Raw genomic sequence first — 19687 nt, 5'->3', positions numbered from 1 at the left:
GCCTTGTTGTCTGTGGCGTCCACTCAGGACAGGCCCTGGCGAATGGCGAGCAACGTCTGGCTGCGTCGCTGCCTGAGAACTGCGATGCAGCCGAGCAACGCTCCGGGCCATGCAGCCAGCATGAATGCCAGCCCGAGGCCAAAGGCCACTGCGTGCTTGATCAGCTCGATGTAGCCATCACCGAATACCGAAGAAAACAGCGCATAGGACGCCGTCAGGGCTCCGAGCACCTGCAAGCCCAGACAACCCCGCTGCATGACCGACAGCGCTGCCACCTGGCGTGGTTGCAGTACCAGCACCAGCGTGGACAGCAGTGCCGACAGCGCGAGGAGCGCGAGCACCATCAGATAGCCAGCCTGCGGCAGCAGCGACAGCAGCCAGGTGAACGACAGCGGCCTTGCAACGGCAAGCTTCTGCGCGCTTTCCGCCTCACTGGCAGGCGGCAGCATACCCAGGTAGTCCGGATAGAAAGGACGTACCCGCAGCACAGCCTGATACAGCGGAACCAGCAAGGTATCCGGCTGGCTGACGAACAGGCCGGGCAGGCGACTGCGACTCACCTGCGCCACCTGCGGACAGGGCCGAGCGCCCTGCTGGCTGTACCAGGTACTACCGACTGCCGACAGACAGCTTTCGGGCAAGCCGAGCTGCTGCAGCGCGGCCCGCTGATCCCGGGCGGCGGGCAACACCGCGCCGAAGTAGGTATTGGTCTTGTTGGCCTCATCGATCCCTTTCATCATCAGCGAGGAAACGGGATTGAACCAAGAGAAGCCCACGACACAGATCACAGCACAGGTTCCCAGCGCTGCCGACATGAACAGGGCACGCCAGCGCAGCCAACAAAACCCGGCCAGGAGCACAGCCAGGAGCGCGGCAAGCGGCGCGTACTGCTGCTTGCTGAGCCCGAGCCAGAGCAACGCCAGCATCAGCAAACCCAGCAAGACCCGCCCCGGGCGCTCATCGCCAGCCAACAGACAGGCCCCCGCTCCCAGCACCCAGAAACCGGCCATCAGCACCGAAAACTCCAGATAAAGGGTATTGGCATAGGACAGGTACGCCCAGTTGCTGAACAACAACGCAAAGACCACTGCCAGCAACAAACGCAGAGCACCCGCCTGCCACAGCAGCACGGCCGTGCCGCCCCCCAACAGGAGAATCTTCGCCAGGCCCACCTCGGTCATGCTCAGCAACTGGCCGGGCGAATGCCTTAGCGTGATCAGCCAGCCAAACAGGTTGTCGCTCGAGCGCATGCAGGCCACCGGCCGCAGATCACCATCGAACAACAGGGTGGTCGCAGGAAAGAGGTGGTTACCAAGAGTCTTGTCCACCCCCTCGATAAACTGCCACAGCCCCAGGCAAGCCGACTGGCGCGTGAAGTCATAGCTGTTGGCGTAACCGACGAAAGGAGGGACGAACACGAACCACAGCATGTACGCCAGGACCACGACAAACAGCACCAGGGCAAAACGGTCCAGCCGGCTCATTGCTCCGGCTCCGCAAAGGTCGATGCCCAGGCCCACACGTGCCAGGCCTCGGGTTGCCGCTGTAGGGCCCGCTGCAGGTGAGCAGCCAGACGCTGCGCCAGCGCCGTGGCATCCAGGCCGACCAGAGGCCCCTCCAGATGCAGATGGCGATGGCCATCACGCGGGTCGACCACGATGCTGTACACCAGCACCGCCACACCATCCTGCGCCGCCATGCGGATCGCCCCGGCAGGCAAGCGAGCCTCTCGCCCCAGCAAGCTGACAGGTAACCAGGATTGCCCCGGCTGCAATGGCGCATCAGGCATGACCATGACCGGGCGCCCTTCCTCGAGCAGGCGCCTGCGCATACGGGCGATACTGCCGCCCACGGCGATGGTTGGCGCACCACATAGGCGACCGACCTGAACGATGCGCCGGCGGCCCATCCAAGCGGCGAGTTTCTCCCCCAGCGGCGCCATCGCTGGCGGTGGCGCATGCAGCCAGGCCACCGGGTAGCCGGCCTGGCGCAGCCAGCGCAGCGCCCAGAAGCCCTGACCATAATGGAAGGTGACCAGCATCGGAGCGACACCTCCATCGGGTGCCGGCAACGGCTCGCCGTGCACATGCAGGTAACGGCGCATCCAGCCATCACCGTATTTGCGCGTCAGGAAGTAGTCGGCAACGTCGACCAACCGGTGCAGGGCCTGTAAACGCACGGCGTGAGCAGGCTCGCCCCCCAGCCACCCGGCCATCTGCCGGGCACCGGGCACCGCAGCATCGCCCTGGAACAGGGCAAAACGAGTCAGCCAGCGCAGGCCACGAAAAGCCAGCGGCCAGGGCAACAGCAACGTCAGCGCGGCCACACACAGCAACTCGAACGCAACGGCCAACTCACGCCCCACCGCCTTGAACATGTTGTACACGTCACACTCTCCGTTATCTGCCCGACTTGCTCCTTGCGCCGCCAACATTTTCAATACGCCGGCAACACTGCTAATGTTGCGTATTCCATACCCACTGCCAATCTTCATGCCTGGTCTTCCTAATCCGGCGCTGCAGGTGCTGTTGGTGCTGCTGGTCAGCACCCAGGTACAAGCTGCACGTTTCTATAAGTCAGTGGACGAGAACGGGGTGATCACCTACGGCAACCGCCCCCCTGCCGAGGCAACGGCGCAGCCTCGCGATACCCCTCGAACCGACAAGCACGAACTACGCGCACAGAGCAACAGACAGCTGCAGGCGCTGCTGCAGCAGGACATCCTGCGCCATGTGCTGGAGAATGCGGATACCTCCCTGCGCGCCAGTCCGCCAGGCGGGCAAGGATATCGTTACGCGCTACCCTGGAAAAGCGGCAGATTTCCGGTCACCCAGGGTGCCGAGGGTGGTTTCAGCCACAACACGCCACAAAGTCGTTACGCCCTGGACATCGCCATGCCAGTGGGCACGCCATTGTACGCGGCGCGGGGGGGTACAGTGACGACGGCACTCAACATCGGCAACGGGGCCAATGGCAGCTACCTGCGCATTACTCACGGGGATGGCAGCTCCAGCGCCTACCTGCACCTGCAGCAGGGCTCCATCGCGGTGCAGGCGGGACAGCGGCTCAAGCAGGGCGATTACCTGGGCAGATCCGGCAACACCGGTCGCAGCACCGGACCGCATCTGCATTTCGTGGTACAGGTGCGCGGCGACACAGGCTACCGCTCGATTCCCTTTGTTTTCGACGAACCGCTGGCAACGCTGCCCAACTTCGCCGACATGCAACCCTGAGACGCCGGAAAGACCGGCGCCCAGGGCAACCTGGCGCTACTTGGCCTGAGCCTCCTGCTTCTGGAAAGCCTTCAGAGCCTCATCGTTGATTTTCACATCGTAACCACGCACACGGTTGAGCTCCTCCTCGATGTAGGTCTTGCTCAGCTCCGTGCCAATTTGCTCTTCGATCTGCGCCTGGACTTCCTCAAACGACTTCTGCCGGCCCGGCTTGCGTTCATTCAGACGAATGACGTGATAGCCGAACTGGCTCTTCACCGGCTCGCTCAGGTCACCCTTGTTCTTCAGGGCAAAGGCAGCGTCGGCGAACGGCTTGACCATGCGCTCCGCCTGGAAGAAACCCAGATCGCCCTTGTTGCTTTTGGCCGATGGGTCATCGGAATACTCTTCAGCCAACTTGTCGAACGCCTCGCCCTTCCTGGCCTTGGCCAACACTTCCTGGGCACGCGCAAGCGCCGCCTTCTCATCACGCTCATCGTTGATGGCAATCAGTACATGACTGGCATCCACCTCGGCCGGCACGGCGAAACTCGCCTTCTTGTCGATGTAGCGCTCCTTGGCCAGCTTGGCCAGGTCAGGATTGCGCTTGCGGGCCAGTTCAGCCAGGTAGAAGCGCGCCAGCATTTCACTACGCTGACGGTTCAACTGCTTGACGAACACAGGATCGCGATCAACGCCGGCCTCAGTGGCTTCCACATCCAGTTGGCGTAAGACGTAGTACTCGGCCAGGGTCCTGCGTAGACGGGTCTCATCCTGCAGAATCTCGGCCCGTGCATCTGCCGGAATGGCAACCTCGAAGAAATCAGAAAACTCCTGCTGGGTGATCTTGAGCTCTCCGCGCTCGACCAGTGCATCGCTGCCGGCTGCCGAGGCAGCTGCGGCCATCACACCCATAACACCGGCCAGCGCCAGGGCCAGCGCGTTTTTCGACATCGACATCTAACACCATCCTCAAGGATTGAAAAAAGCGGCGCTCATGATAAGAGCGCCGATCTGCGGTAACAAGCGCCGCACGGCCGCTTGCCAGCACTGGCGGCTGTGACGGCAAGATGGACGAAAAGTTCAATCGGCAAGCGCAGTCGGCAATGGTGCCAACCGCAGCTGCCAGTCGCTCGCCCAGTCGCGACAACCTCCGGGGCAGTAAAGATTGATCGCCACCACGCGGTTGCGCGCGAAGAACGTGGGCTCCCCCCTTAGCAGGCGGGCGAAATCATCGGTATCGCCAACCAAGGGTGACAGCGGTATGGGCTCGACGGCCATGCCGGGTACGAAGCGATAGTCCAGATGACGTCCATCGGCCAGCTCCACACCCAGACGCAACGGCTGAGCCTTGTACAGCAAACCCCAGACCTGACCACGCAGGCTCTTGCGCACCTCTACACTGGCCTGCCAGCCCGCTGCACCTTCCGGCACCAGCAGGGCCTGACCGAGATGAGCGGGCAGGCGCAGTGTCGGCGCAAGCGGCGCTGACGCTTGTGCCGCCGGCCGTCGCTGCAGGTACAAGTAGCCATTGCCGGCCTGCTGACGCAGCCGGTAACGCTGTACCAGGGTCGCCCAACTGGCCCCATCCTCGAGCGCCGGCAGGCGCCCGTCGATGGGCTCGATCCGTAGCAGCAGGTGCTCCGGCACATCGGCACTGCGCAGGAATTCACGATTACGCGCCGCCAACCAGGGCGTGTAGGCGGTATAGCTCTGGAACACTGGCCGTGGCTGCCAGCGATTGCGCGACGCCAGCAACTCGGCCTGGTTAGCCGAATAGATATCCACCCCACCGGTCAGCGACGGCAAGTCGTAGCGCTGCTGCAACGCCTCCAACGCGGCCCAGAACCGCTGATCCAGGCGTTCAGGGTGCCAGATACGCGACCACAGCGCCTGCACCTTGTCTTCATAGAAGCCCGCAGCACGAGCATAAACCGGCGGCCGATCAGCATAGGGGTACATGACATCCAACTGCTGCCACGCCAGCAGCGACGCAAGCAGGGCCACGCCGGCGCTCAGGCGTCGCGTCGCCACACCCAGCAGCAGGCAGGCCAGCAGCAGCAGGCAATCGCTGGCGATCACCGCATGCATGTCGTGGCGCACGAACCCGGCCTTGAAGGCCACAAACAGCAGGGCCAGCAAGTTCAGCATCCAGGGCCAGCGGCCGCTGTTCGACCAGGGCTGTAACGCCACGACCAGGGCGACGATGGCCGCCATAGCCAGCCATAACAGCACCTGCCACTGCGGGCCGTCGCTACTCATGGCGTCCGCGAAACCGCTGATCAGCGGCAACTGGCCACGCCAGTAGACTCCCAGGGCATCGAGCGGCTGTCCCGCCAGCAGCCACAGGACGGGAACAGCCAATACGGCGCTGCCGACAAAGCACAATGCACGACGCCCCTCGCCACGGCGAAGCAGCACAATGGCAGCGGTGATCAGCGCCAGCAACACCAGCGGCAGCAGAGAGCCCTTGGTCAATAGCAGCAGGCCCAGGGGCGCGCCGAGCAGGATACTGCCATGGCGCCCGCGCAATACGGCGAGCAGCGCCAGCAGTGGGTAGCAGAGCAACAAGGCATCACGAGAAGTGAACAAGCTAGCCAGCAGCAGTGCCGCCAGCACTGCTGCCAAGGGCGCGAGGCGCAGTTGCCAGCATATGGCGGCATAGCCGACAGCGAGCAGGCTGCCCGCAGCAAGCATCAGTTCATCGGTCCCCGGATGGTAGAGAGCGGTGTACAACGGCGCATAGGGCCCCAGGGTAAAGATCACCTGACGGCCGAATACCAGGCCATCAGCCTGGGCCTGGGCCACGGCCAGAGCGAAGGAGGCGTCCAGCCCCCAGCCGGGCATCAGCGGCGCCAGCGGCAGACAGAACAGAACCAGGGTAATGGCCAACAAGGCGCGTGCGGCAGAGGCGGTCATGACGACTCCGGCAAAAAAAAGGCAATAAAAAACGGGGCCCGAAGGCCCCGTTTCTTTCACTCACCCAACTATTAGTTGGATTTGTGGTTCCAAGCAGCGTTGTAGTTGGACAGTACGCCGCCCAGGTCGCCATTGGTGACCTTGATGGTGGCGAAGCCCAGCGCCGGCAGACCACGGAAGGTCTGAGCAGGTGCAGTGGCAGTCACAACGTTAGCAGCGTTGGTGTCCAGGCCGATGGTAGCCCAGCCGGAGGTGTAACCAGTTTCCAGCGCCCAGTTGTAACGAGCGTAGCTGTCACCAGCAACCAGAACGTTGCTGTTGTTGAAGGTTACAACGTTGGCTTCGTAGCTCAGAGCGAAGCTGACGTTCGGGATAGTCGGACGCGGGGAGAAGCTGATGTCACGAACAACGGTGACTTCTTTCTCTTCGCGGTCCAGGTAGCCCAGGGTAACCGGCACTTGCGAACGAGCGGCGCCATCCACACCCTGCCACAGGCTGGCAGTCTGGAACGGGCTGACGTTATCTTGAGCAGTAGCGCCAGTGTAGTCAGCTACGGCGGTGCCGTCTACGCCAGGAGCATTACCGTTCGGTACACCAGCAGCGGTGATCGGACGGGTGCCGTCGGCCTGGATCTGCGAATCCCAAACATAGTGGTGCTTGGTCGGGAAGGTAACGACCCAGTCGGTGCCGCCGCCAACAGCGTTCTCAACCGAGAACTCGTTGCTCAGGCTGGTACGCTGCAGGACAGCGCTGACCGCATCGATGGTTTTGCCGAAGGTGTAGTTGGTGCCACCGATGTTGGCGACCAGCGAACCACCCAGGCCGGCAGCCGGAGCAGTCACAGCAGCGCCCGGAGTACGGTTGCCGTTCAGGTCAGGGAAGGAGTAACCAGTGGCGTTGTGCAGGTTGCCGATGGCGGCGCCGCCAGCAGTTTCAGCGTCAACCAGGGAGATGAAACCATCGATAGCGGTGGCGTCATAACCGATCTGCTGACCAGCGAAAACGTTGGTAACGGTACCTACGCCGTACAGGCCGCCCAGGCCGCCGTCGGTGGAGGCATTGATGGCAGCAACGTCTTTGAAGCCGTAGCTGAAATCGTTAGGAGCAACGTCTTTCCACTGACCGGAAACGTACTCGGAGACGATAGCGCCGCAGTTGCCCGGAACGCCATTAACGTGCTTGATGGCGGTGCCGAAGGTGGCAGGCTGGCCGTTGACAGTGCCGCTGGTGGTGGCAACGGTCGGATCCAGAACACCCAGCTCGATGATTTCAGCGTAACCAACACGGGTACGCTTCAGGTCTTGAGGACCGCCATCTTCGCCGCGCAGAGCAGTTTCAACTGCGCCACCGGTGTAGGCCAGGTTGGTGAAAGCCTGACCATCAGCCGGAATAGCCGGCACGGTGCAGGAAGTATCGCGAGTGATCAGCTTGGCGCCGTCATCGGTAGCAACAACAACACCGTTCCACACGTCTTTCGGCGACAGGAACAGGTGGAAGTCCAGTACGTCCTGGGAGTTCAGAGCTTCGCGGAAGCGAACCTTGACAACCTTGTACTCGTTGGTGGTGTTGGTGACACTGATAGCAGTATCGTTGCCGTTTTCAACGGTGTACATCGGGTACAGAAGGACTTCACCCTGACCGTTGTGATTCAGGCTGATAGCAGCACTAGCGGATGCAGCAGCACCCATGGTAGCTGCCAGCGCAATGGCTTTAGCCAAAGTTTTCATGCAGATATTCCTTTTCAGCTTTAATGGACGTGTTGTAACAGCTTTTTTTTGCAGACACTGCTTACAAAGCGCAGTGGGATGCTACCCACGCGCCCTGCCCTTTGCAAGCCTGCACAGCGAATAAAAACGGTTTTTTTTAGGCTTGGCGGGGAAAATGCGGAAAACATCGCAGACCAATAAGAACGCGGCCTGTGGAGATCGAGCCGGCACTGCCGCAGATAAAATCAGGGCCCGCCCGCCGGGCAGAAAACTGCCGTTTGGGAAGGCCCCGACCCAACACGTTACATCAAGCTGGGCTGCTGCAAGTGCGCTTTAGCCTTGCCAGTATAGGGAAAGCAGGGCGTGAAATACAACCGCAATTGCACTTTGCACGGAACTAATTGGCCATCAACCCCTCGCCCGCGCGCCACGCCCACCGTCAAGGCATTGGCGCGCTGGAAAACAGGCGCTTGGCGCGCCGCTGCAGATTGTAAGGCACACACCTCAGCAGCGCCCCCAGCAACGGCCGCCGGCGCAGCGCCAGGAGCACACCGAGCAGTCGCCGGCGCCAGCTGGGTCGTCCGGGCGAGGCAGCACAGCAGGCCGCCCAGGCCTGAACAGGGGGTAACGCCGGCAACGTCGGCACGACCTGCGGGGCCAGGTACTCGGCCTGGTAGAAGAGCCTGGGCGGCGTCTGTACCCAGGCTTCCCGCACAGACGCCGAGCGCAGATGCTCGCCCACCTGCAACAGGCGCTGCAGCCACTGCTCGGTGCTGCTGCCTGGCGCCTGCAGCCAGCTCAGCGGCCGCCCATGCATACGCTCGGCGAAGGCGCCCAAGTCGCACGCCAGCACCGGCACCCCGGCCTCCAGAGCGGCACTGAGGGTGTAGCTCCAGGTTTCCGGCCAGCGCACCGGGAACCACAGCAGATGCGGGCGTTGCGCCGCCAGCAGCGCAGGCAGCTCGGCATCGGCATAGCGGCCCAGCTCGGTCACGGCGCCCCCAGGTGCAACATGGGCACTGCCCAGCAGACTGAACTGCAGCGGCGCACCGCGACGGCGCGCCAGCGCGGCAACCCGGCGCAGCTCCTCGACCCCCTTTTCACGCCCCAGCGCACCGAGGCACATAACCCGCAACGGCCCGTCCAGAGGCGCCACGCAAGGCTGCGGATAGACGCCGATGCGTTCATGATCCGGATGAGGCCGCACCTGTAAATCGAGCCCGGGCAGCAACCCGGCCAGGCGCCGTCGCATGTCTTCACTGGGTACAATGCAGCGCCGCGCCACGCCGGCCAGCTGCCGCAGACTGCTAGCCAGAAGCGGATCAGCCAGCTCATGCACCACCCCGGGTGCAGGGGCACGATAGTAGCCTCGCCGATCCGCCAGCGTGGGACTACCGCCAACGATACAATAATCATGCAGCGTCAGGTCCAGAGGCGCCCCAAGAGCCAGCAGCCAGGGCCAGAATGCTGCAGGATAGCCGGCGACATGCTGTACATGCACCTGGCCCAGCCCCACCCCACGCAGCAGCGCCTCCAGCAGGCCAGCCTGCCGGGGCCATTCGAAGCACAGGTGCTCGCCCCCCACGCTGAGCTGCACGACAGCCTCATCAGGCTGCGGCCGCAACACCAGGGTCCACGCCCGCCCGACCAGACACTCCTGCAGCTCGCGGACGTGACGCTCGACCCCGCCCCCCAGCGCATGACTGACCTGAAGCACCACCGGCAACGGCGATTGGCGCAGCGCCCTGAATGCCAGTGCCAGACGCCCGGCAACAGCCAAGCCCTGCTGATCGCCCCCCCAGCGACCGCAGGCAACGGCGGAGGACAGCAACAGATGCTGCATACCCTGGCGCGTCAGCGCAGCCAGGGCCTCCTCGAGCGAAGCCGCAGTACTGTCCAGTCGGGCAACGGCAGCAGCAGACAACAGCAGGCAGTCGCCATCCGGCCGTTCCAGAGCCAGCGGCCTCTCCTCGAGCTGCGCGGCTGACTCGGCCAGCAGAGCCCTGGGCAGCAAACGCAGCACCCCCAGAATTGCCAGCGGCGTGACACTGGCCACCTGTGCGCTGGCAGCGCAGCGCAGCAAGCGCTGTCGGCAAGATATATCCAGCTGCACGTCATGGCGGCGCAACAGCAGTGGCCGGCCAGCGTCACGCGCAGCGCTGAGCGCCTGGCGCCAGGGCAGGCTGCCCCCCTCATGCACCCATTCCAGGACGGCGCCGGCATCGACCGCCGTAGCCCCCGTGCCCATGACGCTCATACGGACCGCCCACACAGACGACGCCCCAGCTGGCGCAGGGCAAGCAGGGAAAAATGCGCCCACACTCCGGCCGCCACCGGCAGGAGCAACAAGCTCGCGACCAGACCGCTGTTGAACTTGCGAAAATAACGCAACATGCCCTTGTGCTTGTGCCACTCGACGAACAGGGGGACCGCTCGACTGCAGGTACCCTGATGGTGAATGCCGCGCGCCGTCGGGTCGAACAGGACCTGCCAGCCAGCGCGATGAAAACGCATGCACCAGTCCAGGTCTTCGCAGTGCAGGAAGTACCCTTCGTCCCAGCCGCCCACCTCGCGCAGCGCCGCCCCACGAACCAGCATGCAGGCGCCGGAAACCGCATCGACCGGCTCGGCCCCGCCCGGCAGCGGTTCGCCGTGCAAATCGACAGGTGCCAGCAGGCGTGGCCAGCGCCGACTCAGCGCAGTGAGACCGAACAGGCGCACGAAGGCACTCCCCAGCCCCGGAAAGCGCCGCCGACAACCGCGCTGTTCGCTACCGTCGGGGTTGAGCAGCAGCCCCCCGACCAGCGCAGCGCGCGGATGCCGCTCGAGAGTTGCCTGGAGGTGGGGCACGGCGCCGGGCTGCAGACAGCAGTCCGGGTTGAGGAACAGCAGATTGCCGCACTGCGCGGCGGCGATTCCGAGGTTGCAGGCAGCCGCGAACCCGAGATTGCGCCCGCTGAGCAACACCCTCAGCGCCGGTTCATCGGCAAAGCGGGCCGCCAAGTGCTCGATACTGCCATCGTGTGAGCCGTTGTCGACCACCAGTACCTCCCTGGACTGGGGCAGTACCGCGGCGACACAGTCGGCCAGAAGCGTACCGGCGTTGTAGTTGACTACGACAACCGACACGTCTGGGCGGCTGGCTGACTGCAACATTGCGAGAAACTCCATGTATGACGCGCAAAAAGGGACGAATTATAAACCAGTATGAGAATCGACGCAGTGGCTGTGCCTCGAGGGTCACCCGGCCAGCGCCCGGCACGCTACAATGGCGTTTTTGCCATGATCGCAGGACTATGACCGATACCGCCGCACTTTTGCTCACGGGCGCCACGTCACAATTGGGCGACGCCCTGCTGCCGATGCTGCACGAAAGGGACACGGCCGCACTGGCATGCAGCCGTACAGTGCAGGCACCAGGCGATGACAGGGTGCGCTGGCTGCATGAGGACCTCGGCTCCTTGAGAGTTCCCCATGGCATGACCACGCTGGTTCATCTTGCCCCGATCTGGCTGCTGCCGGCGCTGCTCCAGCGCAGTGACTGCCAAGGACTGCGCGTGCTGGCTATCAGCTCATGCAGCCTGCACGCCAAGGCCGACTCGCCATCCCTGGCGGAGCGAGCGCTGGCACAGCGCTTGAGCGAAGCCGAGACGGCGCTATGGGCACTGGCACAGCGCGACGGGCATCAACTGACGCTACTGCGCCCAACCATGCTCTATGGCGCCGGCCGCGACGCCACGGTGGCCCCCCTGCAACGCTGCATCAGGCGCTGGCGCGTACTGCCGTTTCCAGCTCTGGACTACGGCCTGCGCCAGCCCGTGCATGTCGAGGATGTAGCTGCTGCGATACTGGCCTGCCTGGACAACCCGCGCAGCATCGGCAAAGCCTATGACCTGGGCGGCGCTGAGCGACTGAGACTGGATACACTGGCGCGCCGATTGTTCAGCGACAACGGCCTGCGCCCCAGGCTGCTGCCAGTCCCGCGCCAGGCCGTAGCGCTGGCAATCAGCCTGTTGCGGCGCTGGCGCGGCTCGCATTGGGACAGCGCGCTGCTGCAACGGGCGCTACGCGACCAGGTAGCGGACAACCGGGCAGCGAGCACCGATTTCGGGTACGCCCCACGCTCTTTCGACGGGCGCTTCCCGCCTGTCATACAGGCGGGGCACTGAAGGGGGCCTCAGTTCAGGCGCAGGAACCACCACTGACCGTCAGTGCGAATCCAGCGCTCCTGCGTGGCCCGATCCACGATCATCGGCTTGCTGCCAATCGAGGACACATACTTGTAGCTCACGTTGACCATCACCGTGCAGGCATCCTGCTCACAACTGGCGGACTTGACTTTAGCCGAGACATAGCGAGAGACACCTGCCGCATGGTCGGCGCGAAAACGTGCCAGAGTATTGGCCTCGCGGTAACCGGGCGTGGAAAAGGCGTAGGCTTTTTCGATGTTACCAGCCATCAGCTGATCAAGGCGCTCCTGGGAGCGAGCCTCGACCTGCTCGCTGTCCGTCTTGGCCGGCAGCAGGCTGCAGGCACTCAGGCTCAGAACCAGGGTAGCGAGCGCGGCGTTTTGCAGAGCAGTCACGGGAATTACCTCTTGATACGGTTATTGGCTGAGTTCGTCACGGAAGGATTCGGTGATACCGCGCATCTTGTCGCGGAAGGCCTCACCGATGCGATCGAAATCACGATAGCGATTGACCGCCTTGGGACTGATGGTCACCAGCAGTTCGGTACGCGCACCCGCATCGGTCTTGTAGCCGAACAGCGGACCGATAAGCGGTAGCGTATGCAGGTAGGGGATGCCGGCATCACCGGTTCGGGTGTTGTCCTGGATCAGACCGCCGAGAATGATGGTGTCACCACTCTGGATGGCCACGGAACTCTCGATGGCTCGCTTGAGAAAGGTCGACTGGCCAGTGACCGGATCGCTCTCTTGGCCGACGTCGGTGACCTCCTGCTGGATGTCCATGACCACCAGCCCCCCCGCATTGACCCGCGGGCGCACGGTGAGCTGGACCCCGGTGTCCTTGAGCGTGAAGTTCTGCGTCGTGGTCGGCGTACCACTGGTGGGGAATGAGGTGGTGCCGGTGGAAATCGGCTGCTGGGTGCCGACCTGAATGGTCGCCTCGCGATTGTCCAACACCAGCACCGACGGCGAGGACAGCGACTTGACGCTGGATTTGCTGGACAGCAGGTTGATCACGGAGCGCCAGTCGTTACCGGTGAATACGTAGGAGAAGCCGGTGCCGATACGGCCCAGCTCGTTGGTCAGCGACAGCTGCCCACCGCCGACAGTACCATCGCCGCCCGTCTGGGTATTGAAGAACCACTCGACGCCGTACCTCAGATCATCGCTGAGGGTAACCTCCCAGATGGAGACCTCCACCAGCACCTGTGCCGGGGTCTTGTCGAGCTTGGTCAAGGCCGAGCGCATGGCTCGCCACTCCTTGGCGTCCGCCATGATCAGCAGGCTGTTGGTGCTTTCGTCGGCAACGATACGACTGCCGCTCTCGGTGACCATGCCGGTGACGCCAGCAGCCCCCGAACGTCGCGACGCCCCCCCCGACGAGCTGCTACTCCCCAACGAACTGCCGCCCAGCGAGCTTGTGCTATTGCTGGAGGTGCTAGTGCTACTGCCGAGGCTGCTGCCAATCTCGCTCTGTCCGAGCCCCGGCGCGGTGGTGCCACTGGTCTGACTGGTGCCGGTACCGCCATTGGTGCTGGCACCGAAAAGCTGGCCGAGCAGACTGGCCAGGGTGGCCGCTTCGCCATTCTGTACGTTGTAGACATAAATCTGCGAGCCGGGGACGCTGTCGTCGATACCGACCTGGTCAAATCGCTTGATCCAGTCACCGATGGTGGCGAGCTGCTCGGCCTGCGGCGCGATGACCATGACACTGCGAATCTCCGGCATGGCCAGCAGCTTCACCGAGCCGCTCATCCCTTCCAGCTCAGGATTGGCAAGCATGGCGTTGAAGCGCTCGACGACCAGTTCCGGGTCGAGATTGAGCATCTCGTAAACCCCGAAGGACATCCCCTTGAGGACGTCGACATCGAACATCTGCAGGGTGCGCAGGGCATTGCTCATCTGCGGCCCGGACGCCGCGAGCATAAGGATGTTGCGACCGCTGTCGACCCTGAGGATGCCGTCCTTGAGCCCCAGGGGCTCGAGGATCTTCACCGCCTCGGCAGCCGACAGATACTTGAGCGGAATGATCTGGACACCATAACCACGCTGCGTACCGCCACTGCGCGGGGCGACGGCGACGTCCTTGCGCAGTTGCGCCGCCGGGCCGACGCGATAGATGCCGTTATTGCCCTTCAGCATGGCAATACCCTGGGCGTCCAGCAGCGACTCGAGCATATCGAGTAGCGCGCTTTCAGGCACCGGGGTCGCGGAAACCAGGGTGATGTTACCGCCCACATCACCTTCCAACGAATAAGGCACCTTGAGCATGTCACCGAGAATGGCTGCCAGCACATCCGCCAGCGGTGCATTCTCGAAGTTGACGCTGACGGTATTCTCCCCTGCCTGGGCAGCCCCTTGCGGCAGAGACGTCACGAATCTGCCACTGCCCTTTTGCTCCAGCAGGGTACGACCGCTCTTGCGGACCTCATCCGTGACAGCCTCGTCACTCGGCGCGATGACTTCCTGGCCTGTACGCATGAGTTGCACAGGCTGTTCCGGCGCCACCGCTCGCGGGTCACTGGCACAGCCCGACAGAAGCATCGCCGCACAAAGCAGGCTGAGGGGGAAACGCAAATGGTGGCGCATGGCCTGAGAGGCAATGTTCATCGGATTCTGCTCATGTTGAAGCGGCATGGATCGCGCCTCGTGGGGATTCTGAATGGACAAGACGTTCATGGTTTCTGCACGGGCTCGAGGCGGATCGACGGGTTGCGCGGACTGAGCACCTGCAGCTCGACGCTGCGCCCACTGGCACTGAGGCTGACGCTCTGCAGCGCGATCGCCTCCACGCGCCAGCCACTGACACTGCCCCCCTGACGCACTCGCTCGACCTTCTGCCCGTCATGAATCAGGGCCGTGGGCACGCCGGCCTTGACGATGACCCCGAGCACGCGCAGACCATCAATGCCGGCAAGCGCAGTACCGCTCGATTCCTCTTCCCGGGCCAGCGGGCGTCGCCCCTCCCAGAACAACGGACGCTCCAGCAGGAGCTGAACGTCAGCGTCGGAGATCCGCTCCTGCAGCAACACCCCGGGAATACGGTAGTCCGGAGTCGAGGCAATACGCGGCCGCTCGACGCTGACACCAGACCAGGCAATGAAGGCCAATAACAGCAGCATGGCCAGCACGGCGCAGAGCACCGCGGTGAAGTGGCGCAGGAGGAAACTCACAGCTCGCCCTCCGCAGATCCGGATGTGGGCGCGGGCAGGTAGGAGACCACCGACATGGATACCTGCAGAACCTGCGGCGCCGGCCCCCGAGCAACACTGCGCTGCACCGCGGCGACCATGCGCAGATTCTCAATGGCCAGCATTGGCCGTGCAGCCTCGAGACGGCGTACAACCTGCTGAATCTCGTCCAGACCGGCGGCGAACTGTGCTTGCACACCGACCACGAGGACTCCGTCTCGCGGCGGCAGGCTCAGCGGCGCGATGGAGCGGATGGAGGCCTTGGAAGCACCGAGCGCATCCGACACGCTGCGCTGAATGGAAAGCGACACGGACTGGGCATCCTGACCGCTGGGGAACACCCACTGGCCCAGGTTATTGGCCTGGTATTCCTGGTTGGCGGCCTGCAACTGCTCGCGTGACGCCTCGACGCTTTGCAATTGCTGCAGAGTGCGGCCGTCGCGCAGCAACTCGAAGCGGTACCGCTCGTGACGATCCGCCAAAGCCCCGGCATACGATCCGAGCAAAAGCAGCAGCAGCAGGACCAGCAAACCCCAGCTGACCAGCGCATGATGACGGTTGAGCAACGGACTCATGGCTGCGCTCCCTGTTCGGGCACCAGCAGGCTGGCGGTGATGGTGAACTGGTCCAGGCCAGTCTGCATGTTGCGATTGACCGGAGCAGAAAACTTGGCAGCGTCGAACATCGGAGAGTCGTTGATTGCCTGAATCAATTCGACTGCCCGCGGCCCGATTCCGTTGACCGTGATCCGGTCGCGCTGAATGTCGAGCACCGACAGGTAGTAGTCGTCCGGCAGCAGGCGGGTCATTTCCGCCAGCACCTGCACAGCAGATGGAACCTGGCCGCGACGCGCCTCCATTTCACCCAGACCATCGAGGCTGTGCTGCAGTGCTTCACGGGCGACCAGCAGACTCTGGACCTGCGGTCGAAGCGCAGCAATCTGCTGCTTGCGCTCGATGACCAGACTGCGCTCACGCAACACCGGGGCACTCATGGCCGCCAGCAATGCCAGGGCGATGGCCAGCAGCAACCAGCTGTTGCCATTGAGGCGCTGCCACCAGCGACTGGCGACACGCGCCTGGCCAAACAGGTTGACCTGCGCTACCCCTTCGACCTCCAGGCGCGAGACGGTGAGGCCGGTCAGGGTCTGGATCTGCCCGACCACGGGATCGACCTGGTCACGCGGCACAGCCAGAAGCTCGACTTCGACCTGGTCGTCCACCGAGCCGATGATGCGGGCGTCATAGTAGAGTTTCTCCACCGCGAAGGGGGTAAGCCGGCCAACCTGGTAGCCGAGCACTTCGCGCAGGTTGTCGACCGCCTCCACTGGCAAGCTGATGCGTTTGCGCAACACACGCGCAGCCGGCCACTGCACCACCAGCTGCAGCAACTCCCGACGCACGCCGGTAAGCAGCGCCGCCTGCAGATCGACGTCGTGCCCTTGCACACCCTGAGCGTCAACTATGACCCGGGCGACTTCCTGCTCCGAACGCCCCTGCACCTGGCGAAAGCTCAGCACGCCGACATCCGGCAGGGGCACCACGTGCAAGGTGGGCGAAGGTTTGAGCAGGCGCGCCAGGATGGTGCCGGCAGGCCCTGCAGTCAGCCCGCGGCGCCACCAGCGAAACAGCTGGTTGAGATCGACTCCGAAGAGGCGCAGGTCACCGACATCAAGCTTCATGCAGGTCAATCCAGATAAAAGGCGGGATTATACTCATTGCGCCGGACGATCTGATAGTCGGCATCCCCTTCTCCAAAAACGATCGTGACTTCAACCTTCCGCACATCCCTGCCTTCACCCACTTCGACCTGCAGGCGAAACACACGCCCGCCGGGGCTAACCAGCACGCCGGGAGGAACACCCAGCGCTTCGCCCCCGCCCTCACGAATAGCGTCATACAGACGTCTGTCGCCAGCAAGCAGCAGAAGCCCGAGGCGCTGGGGGGCCAAGGGCAGGAATACGCCTGGCTGATCGGTATCCACGGTCACCAGGGGCGACAGGCGCTCCACAAGCGCCCTATCGAAACCTGGCAGCTGCAAAAGTTCCCCCACAGAGCGCAGCTTTTCCACCTGCTGGCCGTCCTGCTTCGGCAGGCGACGCGCCATCAGACTACTCACCGCCAGGGCGACATCGGCCTGCGGCCCGGCCAGCGCCGCAATGACCGGTTCCAGCAGCTCGGGTGGTGCACCCGTCAGACTCAGATACGCCTCTTCAGGCAACAGGCGGAAACGTACCCGCTCATCATCGAGCGGCAACACCAGCACCTGCCCTGCAAGCGAGCCCCAGGTGTCGCCACCCAGTCGCTGCATCCCGGCAAGGTAGGCCAAAGCCGCGTCAGCAGCGGCGCGCGCGCGCACACGTTGAGATACCTCGGCAGCGAGCTGACTGTCCACCCGGACGGAGGTACTGAACGCAGCCAACAGCAGCATCAGCAACGCCAGCACCCAGAGCACAATGATCAGCACGACGCCGCGCTGCGCACCTGTCGCGCTCATCGTACGAACCTCAGGGTTGGTGGCTGCTCGTTACTGACCTGCACGACCTCGAAGACCAGCAGAGGCCAGACACCGTCGTCGCCGCTCAGCTGCATGGACACGAGCTGCGGCGGCTGCTCGCCCTGATACTGATCGACCCAGGCACTCCCTCCTTCCTGCTCGACGAAGTAGGCAAAACGCATCTGCACCTTGTGACTGAGCTGGCTGAAGCTAGCCGATTGCAGCAAGTCATCCGCTACCTGATCGGCAACATAGGGCGCGAAACGCGCCCAGACTCCCCCGCGCCCCTGCCAGTTGCTCACCCACTCGAAGATGTAGGGCACGCTGCCGGAAGACATCGACAGGGGGGCCACGTAACGCAAATGATCGGGCGCACCGAAGAACAGCGCTGACGCCTGCCCAGCGTCATCGGCAGCCAGACGCGCCGGGTACAGTTGCCCCAGGTGGCGATAGAGCATCGCACTCAGCTGACGCGAGTCCTCGACTCGGGCGCTGTGCTGCTCAGCAAGCTGCCAACTGCGCACGCCGGCACGAAAGCCGCCGAACAGCACGACCATCAACAGGCCAAGCAGCACCAGCACGACAAGTACTTCCAGAAGGGTAAAACCGCGGCTGCGCCTCACCTTTGCACCTCATCGATGCGGCCAAGACGCAACGTCACCAGATCATACCGAGCGGTGCGGCCACGACCGTCATCCCACAGCACGCGCGCACTGACACGATAGAGCACGCGCTCACGTTCCTGCAGCTGTCCGGCCAATTCCCAGCGTAATGGCTCGATACCCACCTGCCAGCTGTAGCCGGATGCGTCGCGGCCTTCATAGTAACCGGCCTGCAACGGCACGGAGTGCCCCACTTCGGCCAGGCGCGACTGAGCAACCAGCGCAGCCTGACTGATCCGGTCGGTACGCGACAGCCCGCGCAGACCACCGGCGAACGCAGAGAGAATGACGCTGAGCAGCAACGCCGCGATGACGAAACCGACCAGGACCTCGAGAATGGTGAACCCACGCTGCTTCAACGGGCCGACTCCTCGTGCAGCGAGACCTTGCCACTAAGCCAGTCGACGTCGATGCGCAGCCCGCCGGTGGCCCCGGCCAGCCGTACATGCCCCCCAGTCGAAGAGCCATCGGGAAAGAAGCGAATGGCCGCCAGTCCATCATGCAGCTCAGTGCTGGCGACCCTGGCGCGCACCGCGATGTCCCGCCCGATGTCGCGTTTGTCGTCGCCAGCAGTGTCCTGCCAGTAACTGCGCCCCTGGACGTCGAGCACCAGACTACGGCTCTGCTGCTGCAGCACCGCTGCCGAGCGGGTACGCCGCAACTCCACCTGCAGGTCACGCGCCACATCGCTGAGCGAACCGCCACGTGTCTTGCTGATCGCTGGAACGACAACGACCATGACCAGCGCCATGATCACCAACACCACCAGTACTTCGATCAGCGTGAAGCCGCGCAGGGAGGTGCTACTCCCAGCTGACGATATCGGCATCCTCGCCCTCTCCACCAACCTGGCCGTCGGCACCATAGGAGTAGAGGTCGAAAGCGCCATGCTGGCCAGGGAAACGGTAGATGTAGTCGTTGCCCCAGGGATCCTTGGGGACACTGGACTTGCGCAGATAAGGACCATTCCAGCGCGCAACACCGGCCGGGCGCGTGACCAGAGCGTCCAGCCCCACGTCATTGGCCGGGTAACGCCCCACCTCGAGATGGTACATGTCCAGCGCGGCGGACAGCTCCTGAATCTGCATCCGCGCGGTATCGCTCTTGGCACCGCCGACGTATTTCATGACCCGAGGGCCAACTACCGACATCAGCAGGCCGAGAATGACCAGTACGACAAGCAGTTCGATCAGGGTGAAGCCGTGCTGACGGCCGGTGCGATTCTTTTTCACTGTGCAGACAACCTATAGGATTCTGAATTGCAAGCGCACGCCCGGGAGGAAGGGCTGGATCGCGCAGTATGGAGAGGGCC

The 19687-nt window shown here is 63.6% G+C and carries 19 protein-coding genes; 2 read left to right on the top strand and 17 right to left on the bottom strand.

Going from position 1 to position 19687, the window contains the following annotated elements; all coding sequences use genetic code 11:
* Positions 1-23 precede the first annotated feature (23 nt).
* Positions 24-1484 (bottom strand): glycan biosynthesis hexose transferase WsfD, encoded by a 1461-nt coding sequence (gene wsfD, locus JLK41_RS03055; RefSeq protein WP_210390318.1) that lies wholly within the window; start codon positions 1482-1484, stop codon positions 24-26.
* Complete coding sequence (locus JLK41_RS03050) at positions 1481-2386, bottom strand: lysophospholipid acyltransferase family protein (RefSeq protein ID WP_210390317.1); 906 nt, start codon at positions 2384-2386, stop codon at positions 1481-1483. The genes wsfD and JLK41_RS03050 overlap by 4 nt, the downstream gene beginning before the upstream one ends.
* 145 nt (positions 2387-2531) lie before the next feature.
* Between JLK41_RS03050 and JLK41_RS03045 the strand changes: the two genes are divergently transcribed.
* Complete coding sequence (locus JLK41_RS03045; protein ID WP_244976470.1) at positions 2532-3233, top strand: peptidoglycan DD-metalloendopeptidase family protein; 702 nt, start codon at positions 2532-2534, stop codon at positions 3231-3233.
* Positions 3234-3269: 36 nt separating this feature from the next.
* On the opposite strand, the gene JLK41_RS03040 is transcribed toward JLK41_RS03045, so the two are convergent.
* The 5 genes from JLK41_RS03040 to JLK41_RS03020 form a co-directional block, all read right to left on the bottom strand.
* Positions 3270-4172, bottom strand: coding sequence for a peptidylprolyl isomerase (locus JLK41_RS03040; protein WP_047590937.1), 903 nt, complete (start codon positions 4170-4172; stop codon positions 3270-3272).
* A gap of 123 nt (positions 4173-4295) precedes the next feature.
* Complete coding sequence (locus tag JLK41_RS03035; protein WP_210390315.1) at positions 4296-6131, bottom strand: hypothetical protein; 1836 nt, start codon at positions 6129-6131, stop codon at positions 4296-4298.
* 71 nt (positions 6132-6202) lie between these two features.
* The gene (locus tag JLK41_RS03030) at positions 6203-7858 is read right to left on the bottom strand and encodes a hypothetical protein (protein ID WP_210390314.1); all 1656 of its coding nucleotides are present in this window, start codon (positions 7856-7858) and stop codon (positions 6203-6205) included.
* A 418-nt stretch (positions 7859-8276) separates the two neighbouring features.
* The gene (locus JLK41_RS03025) at positions 8277-10094 is read right to left on the bottom strand and encodes a glycosyltransferase (protein ID WP_210390313.1); all 1818 of its coding nucleotides are present in this window, start codon (positions 10092-10094) and stop codon (positions 8277-8279) included.
* Entirely contained in the window at positions 10091-10993 is a 903-nt protein-coding gene (locus JLK41_RS03020) for a glycosyltransferase family 2 protein (protein WP_244976469.1), read from the bottom strand. The genes JLK41_RS03025 and JLK41_RS03020 overlap by 4 nt, the downstream gene beginning before the upstream one ends.
* Positions 10994-11298: 305 nt before the next feature.
* On the opposite strand from JLK41_RS03020, the gene JLK41_RS03015 reads away from it, so the two are divergent.
* Positions 11299-12006 (top strand): NAD-dependent epimerase/dehydratase family protein, encoded by a 708-nt coding sequence (locus JLK41_RS03015; protein WP_179553325.1) that lies wholly within the window; start codon positions 11299-11301, stop codon positions 12004-12006.
* Positions 12007-12014: 8 nt separating this feature from the next.
* Here the strand turns inward: JLK41_RS03015 and JLK41_RS03010 are convergent, their stop codons facing one another.
* The 10 genes from JLK41_RS03010 to gspG form a co-directional block, all read right to left on the bottom strand.
* Positions 12015-12422, bottom strand: coding sequence for a hypothetical protein (locus JLK41_RS03010; RefSeq protein ID WP_047592618.1), 408 nt, complete (start codon positions 12420-12422; stop codon positions 12015-12017).
* A 21-nt stretch (positions 12423-12443) separates the two neighbouring features.
* The gene (gene gspD, locus JLK41_RS03005; protein ID WP_210390311.1) at positions 12444-14507 is read right to left on the bottom strand and encodes a type II secretion system secretin GspD; all 2064 of its coding nucleotides are present in this window, start codon (positions 14505-14507) and stop codon (positions 12444-12446) included.
* A 194-nt stretch (positions 14508-14701) separates the two neighbouring features.
* Positions 14702-15199 carry a hypothetical protein gene (locus JLK41_RS03000; RefSeq protein WP_210390310.1) on the bottom strand — a complete coding sequence of 166 codons (498 nt, stop codon included), beginning with the start codon at positions 15197-15199 and terminating at the stop codon, positions 14702-14704.
* Complete coding sequence (gene gspM / locus JLK41_RS02995) at positions 15196-15792, bottom strand: type II secretion system protein GspM (RefSeq protein ID WP_047592614.1); 597 nt, start codon at positions 15790-15792, stop codon at positions 15196-15198. Before gspM ends, JLK41_RS03000 begins: the two co-directional genes overlap by 4 nt.
* Entirely contained in the window at positions 15789-16898 is a 1110-nt protein-coding gene (locus JLK41_RS02990; RefSeq protein WP_047592612.1) for a PilN domain-containing protein, read from the bottom strand. The genes gspM and JLK41_RS02990 overlap by 4 nt, the downstream gene beginning before the upstream one ends.
* A 5-nt stretch (positions 16899-16903) precedes the next feature.
* Positions 16904-17713 carry a hypothetical protein gene (locus tag JLK41_RS02985; protein ID WP_047592609.1) on the bottom strand — a complete coding sequence of 270 codons (810 nt, stop codon included), beginning with the start codon at positions 17711-17713 and terminating at the stop codon, positions 16904-16906.
* Positions 17710-18336: a prepilin-type N-terminal cleavage/methylation domain-containing protein gene (locus JLK41_RS02980; protein ID WP_080757125.1), complete on the bottom strand. Its 627-nt coding sequence runs from the start codon at positions 18334-18336 to the stop codon at positions 17710-17712. The genes JLK41_RS02985 and JLK41_RS02980 overlap by 4 nt, the downstream gene beginning before the upstream one ends.
* Positions 18333-18734: a type II secretion system protein gene (locus tag JLK41_RS02975; RefSeq protein WP_179553323.1), complete on the bottom strand. Its 402-nt coding sequence runs from the start codon at positions 18732-18734 to the stop codon at positions 18333-18335. The genes JLK41_RS02980 and JLK41_RS02975 overlap by 4 nt, the downstream gene beginning before the upstream one ends.
* Complete coding sequence (locus tag JLK41_RS02970; RefSeq protein WP_052178406.1) at positions 18731-19204, bottom strand: GspH/FimT family pseudopilin; 474 nt, start codon at positions 19202-19204, stop codon at positions 18731-18733. The genes JLK41_RS02975 and JLK41_RS02970 overlap by 4 nt, the downstream gene beginning before the upstream one ends.
* Positions 19179-19607, bottom strand: a complete 429-nt coding sequence (gspG, locus tag JLK41_RS02965; protein WP_047592605.1) for a type II secretion system major pseudopilin GspG — start codon at positions 19605-19607, stop codon at positions 19179-19181. Before gspG ends, JLK41_RS02970 begins: the two co-directional genes overlap by 26 nt.
* Positions 19608-19687 lie beyond the last annotated feature (80 nt).

Origin of the sequence: Ectopseudomonas khazarica, from assembly GCF_017915135.1 — a bacterium.
Lineage (GTDB): Bacteria > Pseudomonadota > Gammaproteobacteria > Pseudomonadales > Pseudomonadaceae > Aquipseudomonas > Aquipseudomonas khazarica.
Note: the sequence above shows the minus strand (reverse complement) of the source record. Positions and strands in the feature narration are given on the sequence as shown.